This is a genomic window from Halobellus captivus, from assembly GCF_003697845.1.
GTDB classification, from domain to species: Archaea; Halobacteriota; Halobacteria; order Halobacteriales; family Haloferacaceae; genus Halorubrum; species Halorubrum glutamatedens.
This window is the reverse complement of record NZ_RDQE01000026.1, coordinates 1-14,171: the sequence shown is the minus strand read 5'-3', so window position 1 is coordinate 14,171 and position 14,171 is coordinate 1. Positions and strand designations below refer to the sequence as shown.

At 63.2% G+C, this 14,171-nt stretch carries 12 protein-coding genes and 2 pseudogenes; 6 read left to right on the top strand and 8 right to left on the bottom strand.

Annotation, left to right across the window (positions count from 1 at the left end):
• Nucleotides 1-87, top strand: a pseudogene (locus EAO78_RS17280) (IS6 family transposase); the annotation flags it as partial.
• On the opposite strand, the gene EAO78_RS17275 reads toward EAO78_RS17280, so the two are convergent.
• On the bottom strand, nucleotides 80-415 hold the full coding sequence (locus EAO78_RS17275; protein WP_122106984.1) for a hypothetical protein: 336 nt from the start codon (nucleotides 413-415) through the stop codon (nucleotides 80-82). The pseudogene EAO78_RS17280 and the gene EAO78_RS17275 sit on opposite strands and share 8 nt — an antisense overlap.
• A gap of 200 nt (nucleotides 416-615) precedes the next feature.
• Nucleotides 616-1,098 (bottom strand): hypothetical protein, encoded by a 483-nt coding sequence (locus tag EAO78_RS17270; protein WP_122106983.1) that lies wholly within the window; start codon nucleotides 1,096-1,098, stop codon nucleotides 616-618.
• Nucleotides 1,099-1,330: 232 nt separating this feature from the next.
• Here EAO78_RS17270 and EAO78_RS17830 point away from each other — a divergent pair, with 232 nt between their 5' ends.
• From EAO78_RS17830 to EAO78_RS17260, 3 genes are all read left to right on the top strand, one after another.
• Nucleotides 1,331-2,344 carry a hypothetical protein gene (locus EAO78_RS17830; RefSeq protein ID WP_136516545.1) on the top strand — a complete coding sequence of 338 codons (1,014 nt, stop codon included), beginning with the start codon at nucleotides 1,331-1,333 and terminating at the stop codon, nucleotides 2,342-2,344.
• 201 nt (nucleotides 2,345-2,545) lie between these two features.
• Nucleotides 2,546-3,955: a hypothetical protein gene (locus EAO78_RS17265; RefSeq protein WP_122106982.1), complete on the top strand. Its 1,410-nt coding sequence runs from the start codon at nucleotides 2,546-2,548 to the stop codon at nucleotides 3,953-3,955.
• Between the two features lie 90 nt (nucleotides 3,956-4,045).
• Entirely contained in the window at nucleotides 4,046-4,432 is a 387-nt protein-coding gene (locus EAO78_RS17260) for a hypothetical protein (protein ID WP_136516544.1), read from the top strand.
• 204 nt (nucleotides 4,433-4,636) lie between these two features.
• Here EAO78_RS17260 and EAO78_RS17255 read toward each other — a convergent pair whose 3' ends face one another.
• Nucleotides 4,637-7,432, bottom strand: a complete 2,796-nt coding sequence (locus EAO78_RS17255; protein ID WP_122106980.1) for a CARDB domain-containing protein — start codon at nucleotides 7,430-7,432, stop codon at nucleotides 4,637-4,639.
• A 261-nt stretch (nucleotides 7,433-7,693) separates the two neighbouring features.
• On the opposite strand from EAO78_RS17255, the gene EAO78_RS17250 reads away from it, so the two are divergent.
• Complete coding sequence (locus tag EAO78_RS17250) at nucleotides 7,694-8,419, top strand: nucleoside phosphorylase (RefSeq protein ID WP_122106979.1); 726 nt, start codon at nucleotides 7,694-7,696, stop codon at nucleotides 8,417-8,419.
• Nucleotides 8,420-8,482: 63 nt separating this feature from the next.
• Here the strand turns inward: EAO78_RS17250 and EAO78_RS17245 are convergent, their stop codons facing one another.
• Nucleotides 8,483-8,932, bottom strand: a complete 450-nt coding sequence (locus tag EAO78_RS17245) for a UPF0179 family protein (RefSeq protein WP_122106978.1) — start codon at nucleotides 8,930-8,932, stop codon at nucleotides 8,483-8,485.
• Between the two features lie 172 nt (nucleotides 8,933-9,104).
• Here EAO78_RS17245 and tmcA point away from each other — a divergent pair, with 172 nt between their 5' ends.
• Nucleotides 9,105-11,378, top strand: coding sequence for a tRNA(Met) cytidine acetyltransferase TmcA (gene tmcA, locus EAO78_RS17240; protein WP_122106977.1), 2,274 nt, complete (start codon nucleotides 9,105-9,107; stop codon nucleotides 11,376-11,378).
• A 23-nt stretch (nucleotides 11,379-11,401) separates the two neighbouring features.
• On the opposite strand, the gene EAO78_RS17235 is transcribed toward tmcA, so the two are convergent.
• The 4 genes and pseudogenes from EAO78_RS17235 to EAO78_RS17220 all read right to left on the bottom strand — a co-directional run.
• Entirely contained in the window at nucleotides 11,402-11,710 is a 309-nt protein-coding gene (locus EAO78_RS17235; RefSeq protein ID WP_122106976.1) for a DUF7344 domain-containing protein, read from the bottom strand.
• Between the two features lie 145 nt (nucleotides 11,711-11,855).
• On the bottom strand, nucleotides 11,856-12,257 hold the full coding sequence (locus EAO78_RS17230; RefSeq protein ID WP_122106975.1) for a DoxX family protein: 402 nt from the start codon (nucleotides 12,255-12,257) through the stop codon (nucleotides 11,856-11,858).
• A gap of 111 nt (nucleotides 12,258-12,368) precedes the next feature.
• On the bottom strand, nucleotides 12,369-13,718 hold the full coding sequence (locus tag EAO78_RS17225; protein WP_122106974.1) for an alkaline phosphatase family protein: 1,350 nt from the start codon (nucleotides 13,716-13,718) through the stop codon (nucleotides 12,369-12,371).
• Nucleotides 13,719-13,827: 109 nt separating this feature from the next.
• Nucleotides 13,828-14,171: pseudogene (locus EAO78_RS17220) on the bottom strand (phosphoadenosine phosphosulfate reductase family protein); the annotation flags it as partial.

Here is a 14,171-nt window from a genome sequence, read left to right as displayed (position 1 = left end):
TTCTCAAACTGTTTCAGCAACGCCGAAGCAGAAACAGCAAACGAGTGGCTGAGATCGTTCGCATTCGCATGGAATCAGCTTATCTGAACACTACCCGAGTAACTGCCCGTTGCTCCGATTGGACTACGTCCCCCTCTTCGTAGTCTTGAATTTCAAACTCACCGATATCACCCATCTCAAGAGGGTGAATCCAAAAACTACCAGTCTCCTCTCGGTAAATCACTAACAGTTTGTTCAACGCGGCAACTGCAGCTTTGATGTACAACCCATCACGGTCTGAAACCCACTTACCAGCGGGGTAAAACCCTTCATCCGGCACGTCATCCGGGATTAGCTTCTCAAACTCTGGTTGAAATACGGCCCGAACTTGTGAGCGAACTACAGTACCGAACTTGTCCTTTCTAATCGTCGCCATTCCACCTACCCGAACCTGGCCATCGCTCAATGTCTTGAATCCGATGCCGATTGGGAAGTTCGAAACTCGGACTTGGAAAAGATTATCGAGATTCTGAAAGCCGTCAGGTGAGCGAATATGGAACGGGATCTCAAATCGAATCTCTCGTCTATCTCTCATAATATTCAAATCTTCACAGAGACCTACTGGGAGCCCAATATTTACTGCACGTCTGCATTGTCGTCTGTAGAGTGAGACTCTCGTACGTTTTCAATAAACGCCTCGTTGAGTTCGTCCTGTTTCTCTACCAGGGATTCGCGGAACGCGTCGATTTCCTCGTCGAGTTCCTGTTCAAGACGCCAAATTTCCTCTTGAATCCGTAGTAGATCAGTCCGTTCGATCTCGTCACCAATCACTTCACCCTTCTCGGTGAGTTGGTGGTACTTCTTTTTCTTAACGTACTTTGGTTCCTCGTCCACTAACTCCGCTTTTCTCGCCTCTCCGAGGCGCTCATCAATTGTTGACGGGCTTTTTGGAAAGTCTTGACGTAGGGTTTGGAAACGCTTCGGCTCTTCATGTAATTGCGCGATGAGCCACGCCCCACCAGCAGATGAGAGCACCTCAATCATCTGATCGAGTATCTCATCGCTGAATTCGTCAGGCGGAGCTGGCCCTCCACCGGTCTCGCTATCGCTGTAATCCACGTTATCGCAGTGTGCGTGAGACTACACAGTAAAACCTCGGTATGAACTGTACTCGTAGTATGAAACGTACTAATTGATCGCGTCGATCGGAGAATTCGGAAAGTTGCTAAAACACTGATTATACTGCTTATAGGGTTTCATAACTCCGGATTCTGTATTGTACTGTGTGCAGATTCGGAAACAACACCCCCTCGAATATGGTACGTGTTGTACTAATCTGCCTATGGAACATATGAATCCGAACGAACCCACCGGTCAGTCACCGGATCCGGCCTCGATCGTACAGCCCGCCCATTACGCGTTCGAACGCATCAACGCAGAACGGAGGAAGATTAGCGACCAGTACACGCCGCTAGAACGTGCGGAAGATAGGTTCTACGCATCGGTGTCTTCCACGATACATGCCATCCGTCACTCGAAGGCGCGCTCGTTGGAAAACATCACTGTCAGATTTGACATAGTCGATATCCCCGTACCCAGACAATACGACTCCATTAATCAATCTTCGAACGGTCCTGAGCAGACGACCACGTTCGGAATTGCCACGGCATTGACCGAACCAGTCCCGTGTATCCTCGCAGTCGTTCCGGTATCAAGTCGTGAGGAAGATCCTCAGACGCCGAGGGAAATCGCAGCTGCACTTCTTGACGCTTCGATACACGCATCCATCGGACGGGTTCTCACGTCATCGGGATTCAGTTCACCCAAAACAATTCTCGAATTTGAACTGCGGAATCTCGAATACATCATACCCGACCGGAGTGCACGACCACCCCAGAAACGTACTCCACAGCTCCCAACGTACGTGGTAAGGAATCCAAGCATTGAACGTGGCGTTGATGTCGTCATCAACGGCACTCCTGAAACCACAACAGATGTCGCCCTCATTCCATCAGAGGAAGATTCAACGGAGTGTGATAGGGTTCCCTTATTGACGAATGTACCGGTAAATGATCCTAAGGATGTCCAAGAAGAATACTTCAAACCACTTGAGAGCCGTTGGGAGGCCACTTTCGGCCTGTTCCGAGATCTCTTCGTAGACCGTACTGTCACCCAAGATGTAAGTGTAGAGTACGACGCTTGGTCTGTCGCTGTTGATGTGAATGCGTTCTACCTCGCACAGATACTATCGTGTGAAGATCTGGGTCAGGAAGAGTTCGAAGTGATTCCGATCACAGCGATTCATCGTGAAAGACGGAGACGCAGTCTGAATCGCAGTACTCGAACCGGGTTAGTGGCCGAGTAACCCTGAAACCTACCACTCGCCAGTAGGTCATGGCCCTCACCACCACATCCCGACGCCAGCTCACCTCGCCGTGGAGTGAAATCCACGGTACCAGTGAGCTGAGCGGCTATTGCTGGTGGGGAACTGGTGAGTCCTGGGTAGCACCCCTCGGTTTCCACTCCAAATCTCGGCTGCGATTCACCGGTTCGACGGGGGTGCTGAATGACTGACGACCCCGAAAATACCGTTAAAGAACGGGTAGTCGCTCAAGCGACATCTCTCTTCGAAGTCCATGATCACGTGTCCCGCGTAATCGGGGAGCTCGACTTACCGATGGGCGAGGTCTACGATGAGTACAGCATCAATAACGATGATACGTTCGATTTCGAGGCGATGGTCCGTCTCTACCTGTACAAAGAAGCCGCAGAGATGAAACAAGAGGAGGTAACATCCCGCGTGAGAAACTGGGAGTACCTCCAACAACGGTTTGGGCTTAACCGAGCACCAACGCAGGCGGCCTTTTCATACACCAAAAGACACCGATTTTCATACGAATTCAGGTCCCTGCTCAACGATATTGCGAAGGGAATCAGAGACGCCGGTAGACAGCAAGGTCACTACGATAAAGATCTTGAATCACCGGACCCGACCCCGTCACCAGACGAGATAGACGAATCCTCCACACCACTCCACCATTACGTCGATGAACACGCCCCAAATATCATTTCAGCCGCGCTGAACGACGTGTGCCCGGCGTTCGATACTGGGAGAGCACATAACGTCGTGCACGAAGACCGGACCGTGTGGGAACACCAGATCCTGATGAGTCTCTCTGACCGCGCGGGAACACGGTCAGCGTTCCGGACGTTCAACAAATTCCGCACGAGAGCACTCCACAACGACACGCACGTCCGCGCGGTGAAGAAACTCGGCACACCATCATCGTACCAGTACACACTCGATGATTTCAATGGAAGACGCCGACCGACTCCGCACTGGCGGAACATCGCGGATACGATTCAACCACAATTCTCGGACGCGGTCAAGAACATGCTTGGCCGTATTCGAGAAGCTGACGAGTTCAGTGAGCCAGTAGTCGCTGCAATCGATACCGTTCGCGTGCCCGTTAGCGTCACCCCGTACAAGGGAGAAGAAGCCATCGAACCTGGTGATCCGAGAGTGGAATTCGATAATGGTGAATATCGAGTTCCGAAGGATGACTATCCGGAGATGATCACTGGCAAAGGTGACAAACCGTACGGGTACGAGTACGCCACCCTCACGATCGTCGGGCACAACGACCCGATAGTCCTGGCTGTTGAACCGGTCCGGCATGATTCGAGATGGGAACTCGACAACGGCATGTCGGTCTCATGGGCCGAAACGGTTGACCGACTCATGCAGCAGGCGACTGAGCTCGTGGATATTCACCTCGTGATGGCAGACCGTGCATTCGATACGCGTGAGGTCAAACACGTGCTCGACCAGTACCACGACGTGAATTACCTTCTGCCGAAAACGAAGAACTCGAAGGCACTGAAGCAAGATTTGGCGGAGGTAGAATCTGATCCGACGTTGGTGAGTCGAGTGCAACCTGCATCACTCTATTTGAACGGGAACGAAACACGGTAAGTTGAGGCTGAACGTGACGACACGGTTGGTGAAGATGGATACAGTCATGATGTGAATTTCATGTACGTCCCTGCTAAGAGGGACGACTGGGTGTTCACCGAAGAAGACGATGTGAAGTACACGGTGTTCGTGACGAATCGGGATGACGTGTTGCCGCAAGATGCGATGGGGATCTGTAACCGGTATTCGAAAAGGTGGGATATAGAAATTAAATACAAGGTCCTTCAGCCGCTGCTACCGTCGATCGCGTCGAAGGACTACCGGATGCGGTATTTCTCGTTCGTGTTCAGCTGCTTGCTGTATAATCTGTGGCGGCTGACGGATCACTCGTTGAAACGACTCGCATCTGAAGCGTTCGATGATTACGGCCGGTTAACGTTCGATGACCGATTAGACCCGTTGCTGTCAATGGCTGATTTCCTGGCGTCAGCGTTTATCTTGATGTTCCGTGAAGATGGGCTTGACCCGCCTGACTGACGAGTCCTGATTTTCCTGGGTTTTCCTGAGTTTCGGTAGCGACGCGTGTTTCGGTCACACCGGTAATTTCCCGTTTTCTTATCAGATTTGTTTAGTGTCTTGGTGACTCGATGAGTTTTCTCCCGACTGAGATCTGAGATCGGACTTCACCAGCAATATTAGCCGCTACCCGTTTGTACGAAATCTACCTTCCGAACTTATGGGTCAAGAGCGCCGGATCCGAGCGGCCAGCGCCGCCACCAGTAGCGCGATGATCGCCGTGATCGGACCGAACCCGGGGATATCGTCCGTTGAATCGGAGCCGTCCGAGGAAGGAGCGGAGCCGCCGCGGCTATCGCCGACGGAAAGCTCTCCGACCTCGACGCCGTCAAGCGTGACCGTGCCGCCGTCCGTCGGCTCGAAGGCGATATCGACGGCTGCGGTTTCTCCGGGTTCGACCGACACGTCGCGTTCGGCGACGGCCTCGCCGTCTATCGAGACGACCAGCGTTCGCGTCACCGTCCGTTTACCGGTGTTTCGGACGGTCGCGCTCACCGAGGTCTCGTACCCGGTGCGAACCCAGTCCGGGACGTCGGCGTCCACGATCTCGACGGATCCGGGCTCGATCGAGACCACGGCGAGGGGAGTCACATCGGGGAGTCCGACGCTGTGGGAGCTCCCGTCGACCCCATGGGTTACTCCGACGGTGGTCCATTCCCCGTCGACGTACTGCATGACTTGCACGTCGTCGGTGCCGGTCCCGTCGGGGAGCGCGGCCGAGTCCAGTTCGAAGTGCAGGGTGGATTCCGACGTCTCGTTCGCGGCGAGGTTCGAGCCGAGATCGACGTACGCAAGCACGGTCCCGCGCGGGGCGGCCGGGAAGTCTCCCGGATCGGTCGTCGGACGTGCGGCCCGCACGTGGAACCCTCCCCGGTCTCCCTCGGGACGGACCTCGAGGGTGGACACCGACACATCGGGACTCGTTTCCGACGGTCCGGAGAGATCGACCGGAACGACGACGCTCCCGTTTCCAGCGTCGTCGACACGGACCGTGACCTCGTCCGCCGTTTCGGTCCGGTTCAACGACGGCTCGACGTCGGGCGGGTCGGCGTCGTCGTCAGTTTCCGACGAGCCGGAGGGCTCCGACGACCCCGGAGACCCTGGAGACCCGGTCGATCCCGATGACCCGGATATTCCGGACGGACCCGAAGACACGGACGACCCCGAGTATCCGCCGCTGGCATCGTCATCGACCTCCACGGTCAACACACCGGCATCGGTCCCACTGACTGAGACGTTGTACTCGCCGCTGGTGTCGAAGGTCTCGTTCATCGAGACGTTCGTCGAGCCGCCGCCGGCGACGGCGACGGTCCGCTCGTCGGTGACGTTCCCGTCGACCGCCAATTCGATATCCATCTCGCCGTCCCGATCCCCGGGATTCTCGATCGTCGCGGAGACCTCCACCGATCCGCCTTCGACGATCTCGGTCGATTCCAGAGCCGCACCCGTTATCCGCGGATCTGCCGGCGTCTCTACCCCGACCGTCCCGGCGCCGACGCCGGCGATCGAAACGTTATATTCGCCGGCTTCGTCGAACGAAGTGGTAAACGAGACGTTCGTCGATCCGCCGCCGGCGACGGCGACGGTCCGGTTGTCGCTGACGTCCCCGTCGATCGCCAGTTCGACGACCATCTCGCCGTCCCTGTCGCCGCCGTTTTCGACTACGCCGGAGATATCCACGGACTCGTTCACGAGAACCGAGTCGACAGGTATCGTGGCGTCCGTCACCTCCGGATCCGCCGGCGTCTCGACGACGACCGTTCCCGCGTCGACACCGTTGACCGAGACGGCGTATTCGCCGGGGCGATCGAACCGCTTAGTGAACGTGACGTTCTCCGATCCGCCGCCGTCGACGGAGACCGTCCGTTTCCGATCGGTCTCCCCATCGATCTCGGAGTCGACGACGAGTCCACCGTTCCTGCCACCGTCGTTTCCGACCGTCGCCGTGATATCGACGGAGTCACCCACGAGGATCACCTCGGGATCCACCGTCGCGTTAGTCACCTCCGGATCCGGGGGTGCCGTAACGGTGAGCGTGCCGGCGCCGACACCGTTGACCGCGATCCGATACTCTCCCGCCTCGTCGAACGTCGGGTCGAGCGTCGTCTGGTCCTCCCCGGGTGGAACGCTCACGTTCTCGGTCAGCTCGACCGGCCCGTCGGAAGTCAGTTCCACGTCGAGGTCACCGGCTCGATCTCCGGCGTTCTCGAGGATCACGAGGACGCCGACGGAGCCCCCCTCGGGGATCTCCGTTTCCTGTAGGATCGCGTCCGCTACCTTCGGATCAGCCGGTTTCTCGACGGTCAGGGTACCGGCGGGTTCGCCGCTGACGGCGATCCGGTATCTCCCTGTCTCCTCGAACGTTTCGCCGAGATCGACCGTTCGAGTCTCTCCGGGGTCCACGGAAACGGTCTCTCGGTCGCCTCCGTTCGTGCTATCGCCGACCTCGAGTTCGGCGGTGAACGTTCCCTCCGCGTCGCCGACGTTCGTTACGTCGGCGGACACCGTGGCGGTCTCTCCTTCGAGTACGGTCTCGTTCGCGAATCGAGCGTTCGAGACGTCGAACTCCGCGACTGTGGGCTCGGAAACCGTGAGCGTGCCGGCGTCCGCGTCGGTGAATTGAACGTCGTACTTCCCTGACTCCTCGAACACCGCACTCAGCGTGACCGCAGTCGAGTCGCCACCTAGGAGCGTGACCTCTTCGCTATCGCGGACCTCTCCGTTCACCCGGAACTCGGCGATAAACGTCCCTTCCGCGTCCCCGACGTTCGTGACGTCGGCGGATAGTTTCGCGGTACCTCCTTGGTCGATCGCGTCATCGGAGAGGCCAACATTGCCCACTTCGAACTCGGCGGTGTTGCCGGCGGCGGCCGTTCCGCCGTCGACGACGCCACCTAAACTGAACACCGAGAGGAGCACCGCCACGGAGATCCAGAGAGTGACGACCTGGCGGTCAGACATATCGAAGCGGACCCGCTCTGCGGTTATTGTAATTCGGAGCAAGTCGGATTTAAGCCGGTCGTAACTCGACTCCGCGCGCGGATCAGCGCTCGTCGGTGTTTCGAACGAGGATCGACGATGGACGTTGACGGCGCCCCGTGGCCTCGGACCGGAACGTCCATCCGGCACTAACGCGGGACCACGGGTGGAGATACGATCGGGGGAGAGCAACGAGAGCCGAGTACCGGGTCGTTTTTGCGCGCGGCCGATGGAGACGCTCGTATGGCGAAACAGCCGCATCTGCTGGTGGAGGAGGGCGACGTCCACGAGACCGCGATCATCCCGGGCGACCCCGGCCGCGTCGACCGGATCGCGGATCTCTGTGACGACGGCGAACTCGTCGCCGAGAACCGCGAGTACAAGGTCGTCAACGCGAGCTACGAGGGCGTCGACCTCACGATCTGTTCGACCGGGATCGGCTGTCCCTCCGCGGCCATCGCCGTCGAGGAGCTCTCGCGGGTCGGCGTCGAGACGTTCGTCCGCTGTGGCACCTGCGGCGCGCTCCAGGCCGACATGGAGGTCGGCGACATGGTCGTCGCGACCGGCGCGGCCAAGGAGGAGGGGACGAGCAAGCGCTACGAGTCGGCGGTGTATCCGGCGGTTCCCGACTACGAGGTCCTCTCCGCGCTCGTCGACGGCGCGGAGGCGAACGACGAGGAGGTCCACGTCGGCCCCATCGTCTCCGACGACGCCTTCTACAACGAGAGCGACGACTTCGTCGACGACTGGGAGGCGGCGAACCTGCTCGCGATCGAGATGGAGGCCGCGACCGTCTTCTCGCTCGCCCGGCGGAAGGGGCTCTCCGCGGGCGCGATCTGTACGGTCGACGGCAACCTCGTCGCGGGCACCCAGAAGGGCGCGGACTCCGACGACGAGCTCCCCGAGAAGGCGAAGGACAACGTCGAGCGCGCGATCCGGATCACGCTCGACGCGGTCGTCGGGCTGTAGGCAGGATCGGGCGGTGGCAGGGATCGATCCGTAGCGGGCGTCGAGCCGTAGCGGGCGTCGGCCTCATTCCTCTTCGGCTTTGAACTCCACGAGCGTCAGCTCCCGGTCGAGCGCGCAGTAGTCGTGCGGCGGGTCGCCGAGCACCCGCTCGATCCGGCGCTCCTCGTCGAAGTCCGCCCCGTCGGGGACGCAGTACTCGTGGCTCGGACACTCGGTGTGGGGACACGGCCCCGCGAGCGACGCCCGGCTGCCGGCGTACGCCCCCTTCGACGGCACGTTCGCGGGGACGGGCGCGGGCTCGACCTCGACCGCACGGACCCCGGCGTCGTGGACCGCGCAGTCGAGCGTCTGGGCGTTCTCCCGGACGTCCGTGACCCGATACCGCGTCCCGACCGAGAGGTTGAGACACTGGCTCCGGTAGGGACACCCCGCACAGTCGGGCGACTCCCCCTCGTAGACGAACTCGCGGCCCGTGTCCGCGAGCCGCGAGCCGATGAGCGTGACCGTGGTCATACCCGGAGGGAGGTCCCCCGGCGTCGTAAGCGTCCCGCCTCGTGGAAACCGCGTCGGTCCGAGTCGGTCCGTGTCGGTCCACCTCTGCCCCGTGAGGTCACGTCGGTCCGCGTCCCGCTCCGGCGACCGCCGAAGACAACACACATCCCCTCCGCCCGAGAAGGCCCACCGAATGATCGCGGATCTGGCGAGGGACCTGAAACGCGAGGCTGAACGGGCGAACCAGCGGCGGCTCCTCGTGCTCGCCGGCGACCGCGACCGCGGAATCGACGCCGCCTACGACGCCATCGAGGCGCTCGACCTCGACGAGGAAACGGTCTCGATCGTCTCCACCCGCGAAGGCTTTCGCTTCGAGCGGCTCGCCCCGCGGGACGCGGACGAGCTCCTCGGCCGCACGCGCGAGGTCGTCGTCCTCGACTGTCACGACCGGTTCGTCCCGAACGCGCTGGGCCGGGTCGCCGGCGCGGTCGACGGCGGCGGGCTGTTGGTCCTTTCGACCCCCCCACTCGACGAGTGGCCGGATCGGCGCGACGGCTTCGACGAGTCGCTCGCGGTTCCGCCGTTCGCGCTCGTGGACGTGACGGGTCGGTTCCGCGAGCGACTCGTCGGGACGATCCGAACGCATCCCGGCGTCGCAGTCGTCGACCTGAACGCGACGGGACCCGGAGCCGCCGGAACGGGGATCGCGATCGAACGCGACGGACTCACCGGTTCGCCCCCGTCGCGCTCGCGCTCGCCGCCGGGCCGCCCCGCGACCGCGACGTTCCCCGAGGCGGTGTACGGGTCGTGTCTCACCGCGGACCAGTCGCGTGCGGTTCGCGTCCTGGAGTCGCTTTCGACGCCGGGGTCGGCCGTGGTGGTCGAATCCGATCGCGGGCGCGGAAAGTCGAGCGCCGCCGGGCTCGCCGCCGGCGCGCTGGCGCTCGCCGGCAGCGACGTGTTGGTCACCGCCCCCGCCTTCCGCAACGCGGCGGAGGTGTTCGCCCGTGCCCGGGAGGTGGTCGACGGGGTCGCCATCGACCCGGACGGCGATCGGACGATCGAGACATCGGGCGGCGGTCGCGTCCGGTTCGCGCCGCCCGCGATCGCGGCCGAACTCCCCGACGAGCCGGATTGCGCCATCGTCGACGAGGCGGCCGCGCTCCCGGTCCGCTTACTGGAGGGGTTCCTCGACGCGCCGGCGGCCGCGTTCTGTACGACGGTCCACGGCTACGAGGGAGCCGGCCGCGGCTTCTCGGTACGCTTCCGCGACCGGCTCGCGGCGAGCGACTTCGTCGTCCGGGACGTTCGGCTCGACGAGCCGATCCGGTACGCCCGCGACGACCCGGTGGAGTCCTGGGTCGCCCGCGCGCTGCTGCTCGACGCTCGTCCGGCGGTATCGGAAGCGGTCGCGGAGACGACCGTCGGCGACGTCGACTATCGGGCCCTCAGCCCCGACGAGCTGCTCGCGAACGAGACGCTGCTGGGCGAGGCGTTCGGACTGCTCGTCGCCGCCCACTACCGGACGGAGCCGAACGACCTCGCGCGGCTGCTCGACGCGCCGAACCTCCTCGCCCGCGCGCTCGTCGCCGGCGACCGCGTCGTCGCCGTCGCGCTGTGCGCCCGGGAGGGCGGGCTCGACCCGGGGACGCGCGCACGGATGTACGAGGGCGAGCGCGTCCGCGGGAACATGGTTCCGGACGTGCTCACGAGCCAGCTCCGCGACGAGTCCGCCGCCGAACCCCGCGGGCTCCGGACCGTCCGGATCGCGGTCCACCACGCCGTCCGCGGCCGCGGACTCGGCTCCCGCCTACTCGAGCGGGTCCACGACGAGTTCGCCGAGGAGGTCGACTACTTCTCGGTCGGGTTCGGCGCGACCCCGCGGCTCCTCCGGTTCTGGCGACGGGCGGGCTACCGGAGCGTCCACCTCTCGACGACCCGCAACGACGCCTCCGGCGAGCACTCCGCGGTGATGCTCCGGCCCGACGACGAGGCCGGGAGGACACTGCTCGACCGGCACGCGGTCGCCCTTCGGGGCCGCGAGCGCGACGCGCTCTCGGACGCCCATCGGGACGTCGACGCCGACGTGGTTCGCGGCGTTCTCGCGGCCTGTCCGGCGTCGACGGCGGTCGATCTCACGCCCCACGAGTGGCGAGCCGTCGTCGCCGCGTCGTTCGGCCCGGGGATGTACGACGTCGCCCCCGGCGCGTTCCGGGACCTCGCGATCGCGGCACTCGTTGGAGAGGGCGTCGAGAGCGACGGCGAGGACGGCGGGCTCGACGACCGCGAGGAGCGGCTCCTCGTCCGGAAGGTGTTACAGGGACGGCCGTGGGAGGCGGTCGCCGAGGAGCTGGGATACGTCTCGACGGCGTCGTGTATGCGCGCGCTGGGTGCGGCCGTCGAGCCGCTCGTCGAACGGTACGGGACCGACCTCGCGCTGGCGGAACGCGATCGGTTCGTCGACTGAAGGCCGTGCCCGATCGGCAGTCGTCAGTCGTCGGACGCCTCGGTTTCCGACTCGAGGACCGGACTCGGGAGGTCCGCGACGTGGTCGGCCGCCTCCGAGAAGTTCGGACCGGGCATGATCTCGCCGGTCTCGCGGTCCCACTCGATGTATCCCGCCTCCTCGAGGGCGGGGAGGTGCGTCTCACGGAGCGCGACCTCGATCTCCTCGGCGCGGCCGCGTGGCCGGAGGTCGGACACCGTCTCGACGGCGTCGTCGGCGAGCCCCGCGACGACGCGGCGTTGGTGTGAGAATGCGAGCGACGACGGCTCCGTGGCGCTGATGTCGTGATCCATGGTCGATACCGTGTGTATTCGTTTTCACACACCGGGTAGGAATAAAACTACGGTCGATGACGGGTGGGACTCACGCCGCGGGAGGTATCGGAAGGCGTTGGTAGGCAACGAGGCGTCGGAAAGCAACGAGACTCGGACGTTCGATTCACTCGGACCGATACGCCCGCCGGAGGAAGACCAACACGCCGCCGAGCATCGCCAGATTCCCGAAGAAGGCCAGCCGCTCGCCGCTCCGGTCGTCCTCGTCGGCGTTCCAGAAGTCGTGCATCGTCGCCGTGACGACCGCGAGGAAGGTGGCGGCCGCACCGGTCGCGACCCGCGGGAGCCGCCAGAGCGCGATCCCGATCCCGGCGACGACCATCGTCCCGGAGGCGAGCGGGGCCGCGATCTCGGGCAGCGGAACCCCGGCCGACTCGGCGTACTCGATCGTGTCGTCCATGTCACGGAAGTCCTCGGTGGCCTGGAACGCGAGTCCGAGTCCGAGCGCGATCCGCCCGAGCCGCGAAAGCGAGTCGTTCGCGTCGGAATCCGGTGAGTCTTCGCTCATGGATCCCGTGACGCACGCGAGGTACAAAACTCTACAGTCGGAAACGAACTCCGCGGTCGGAAACGAACCTCCAGTGGAAAGAGTTCCGCCCGGAACTCACATTCGGTCGGACTACGACCGGAGGAGGCTCCGGCCGTCGAACGCCGCGTCGTCGGCGTCGACCTCGAGCATCTCGAGGAGCGTCGGCGTCAGGTCGAAGAGGTCGACGTCGTCGATCGCGACCCGGTCGTCGTCGGTGAACAGACACGCGTTCGAGAACTTGTGCATCCCGTTTCTGGGGCCTTCCGCGAACACCGCGTCCTTTCGGCCGAACCCGGACTTCAGGTCGAAGCCGTCCTCGGGAACGACGACCACGTCGGGCGCGATGTCGGCGGCCGGGCCGTCGAACACGTCCTCGCCCCGGTGGATCTGCGCACAGACGGGCGAGCCGTCGGGACCGGTCATCGATTCCAGGTCCTCGATCAGCCGGTCGCGGACCGCCTCGTACTCGGATTCGGGCACCGCGCCGTCCGGCTCCCGGCCCTCGAGGTTGACGAAGAACCGACCGGGAATGAAGGAGAAGACCTCGGCGTCGGCACCGACGTCGGCGAGCTCGTCCGGCTCGTCCGCGTCGTAGCTCAGGTAGCCGTTCCGGGCGAGCCACTCGTTACAATTCACCTCGTGGACCAGCTCCGTGAACCCGTGATCGGAGGCGATCACGAGCGAGACGTCCTCGGGGAGCGAGTCGTAGATACGGCCGATGTAGTCGTCGAGCGTGCGGTAGAACTCGAGGAACTCCGCCGCGTCGGGGGCGTCGTTCGCGTAGTCGCCGAACAGGAAGTGGTTGATCCGGTCGGTCGTCATGAACACGCCGAAGAAGAGGTCCCAATCGTCCGCGGAGAGGTAGTGGTCGAAGACCTCGTAGCGGGCGTCGAGGGTGTCGTGGGCGTTCTCGAGGAACGCCGACTTGTCCTCGTCGTGGCCGAGCTTGGCGTCCACGTCGATGACGTAGTCGTGCTCCTCGAGGACCGACTGGACCGACGAGTCGCTCGAGGCGGCCTCGAGCGAGGGCGAGAGAAAGCCCGAGACCATCCGCTGGACGTCGTCCTGCGGCGGGAACGTCACGGGGACGTTGAGCACGGTCGCGTCGCCGCCGTCCGCGGTCACGCGGTCCCATACGCGGGTCGCCCGGACGTGTTTGCCCATCGGGACGTACGTCTCGTCGGATCCGATCTCGCGGTCCTGGAAGCCGTACACGCCGGTCTTCCCGGGGTTGTAGCCGGTCGTGAGGCTGGGCCAGCAGGCGCTCGATTCGGGCGGGACGATACTGGAGATCCGCCCGCCGGTTCCCGCGTCGGCGATGCGGTGGAGGTTCTCGAAGACGTCGGGGTGGTCCTCGACGAGATCGTACGGTACGCCGTCGATACCGAGGAAGACGACGCGGGGATCGTCGTCGCCGCGGAGTCGGTCGAACAGGCCCATGTTACCGGAGAGTCGCGCTCGCCGTGGAAAAGCACGTCGGAGACGGCACGGTCGGCGGCGACCTGTGACGAGCGGTGAGAAGTCGGAAGGCTTCCTCGGCCCTCCGGTCCTACATGTAGCCGAGGTCGCGCAGGCGCTCCATGAGGTCCTCCTTGTCCTGGGCGCGGCCCGCGCGCTCGGTGGTGTTCTCGAGGTCCTGGAGCCAGGCCGGCTCGCCGGTGGTCTTCTCGGTGCTCACTTCGCTGCCGAGCGAGCGGAACCCGGCGAAGTACTTCGGCGAGATCGGCACGTCCTCCTGGGAGACGCCCTCGGGGAGGTCGTCGGCGGACTCCGGGACGTACCCCTCCTCGGGGAAGCCCTCGACCGTCTCGGGGACGACGACCTGCCAGAACGCGTCCCACACGTCGCGCTCGTCGAACTGCAGGATGGGCTGGATCCGGTCGTGCGGCGGGA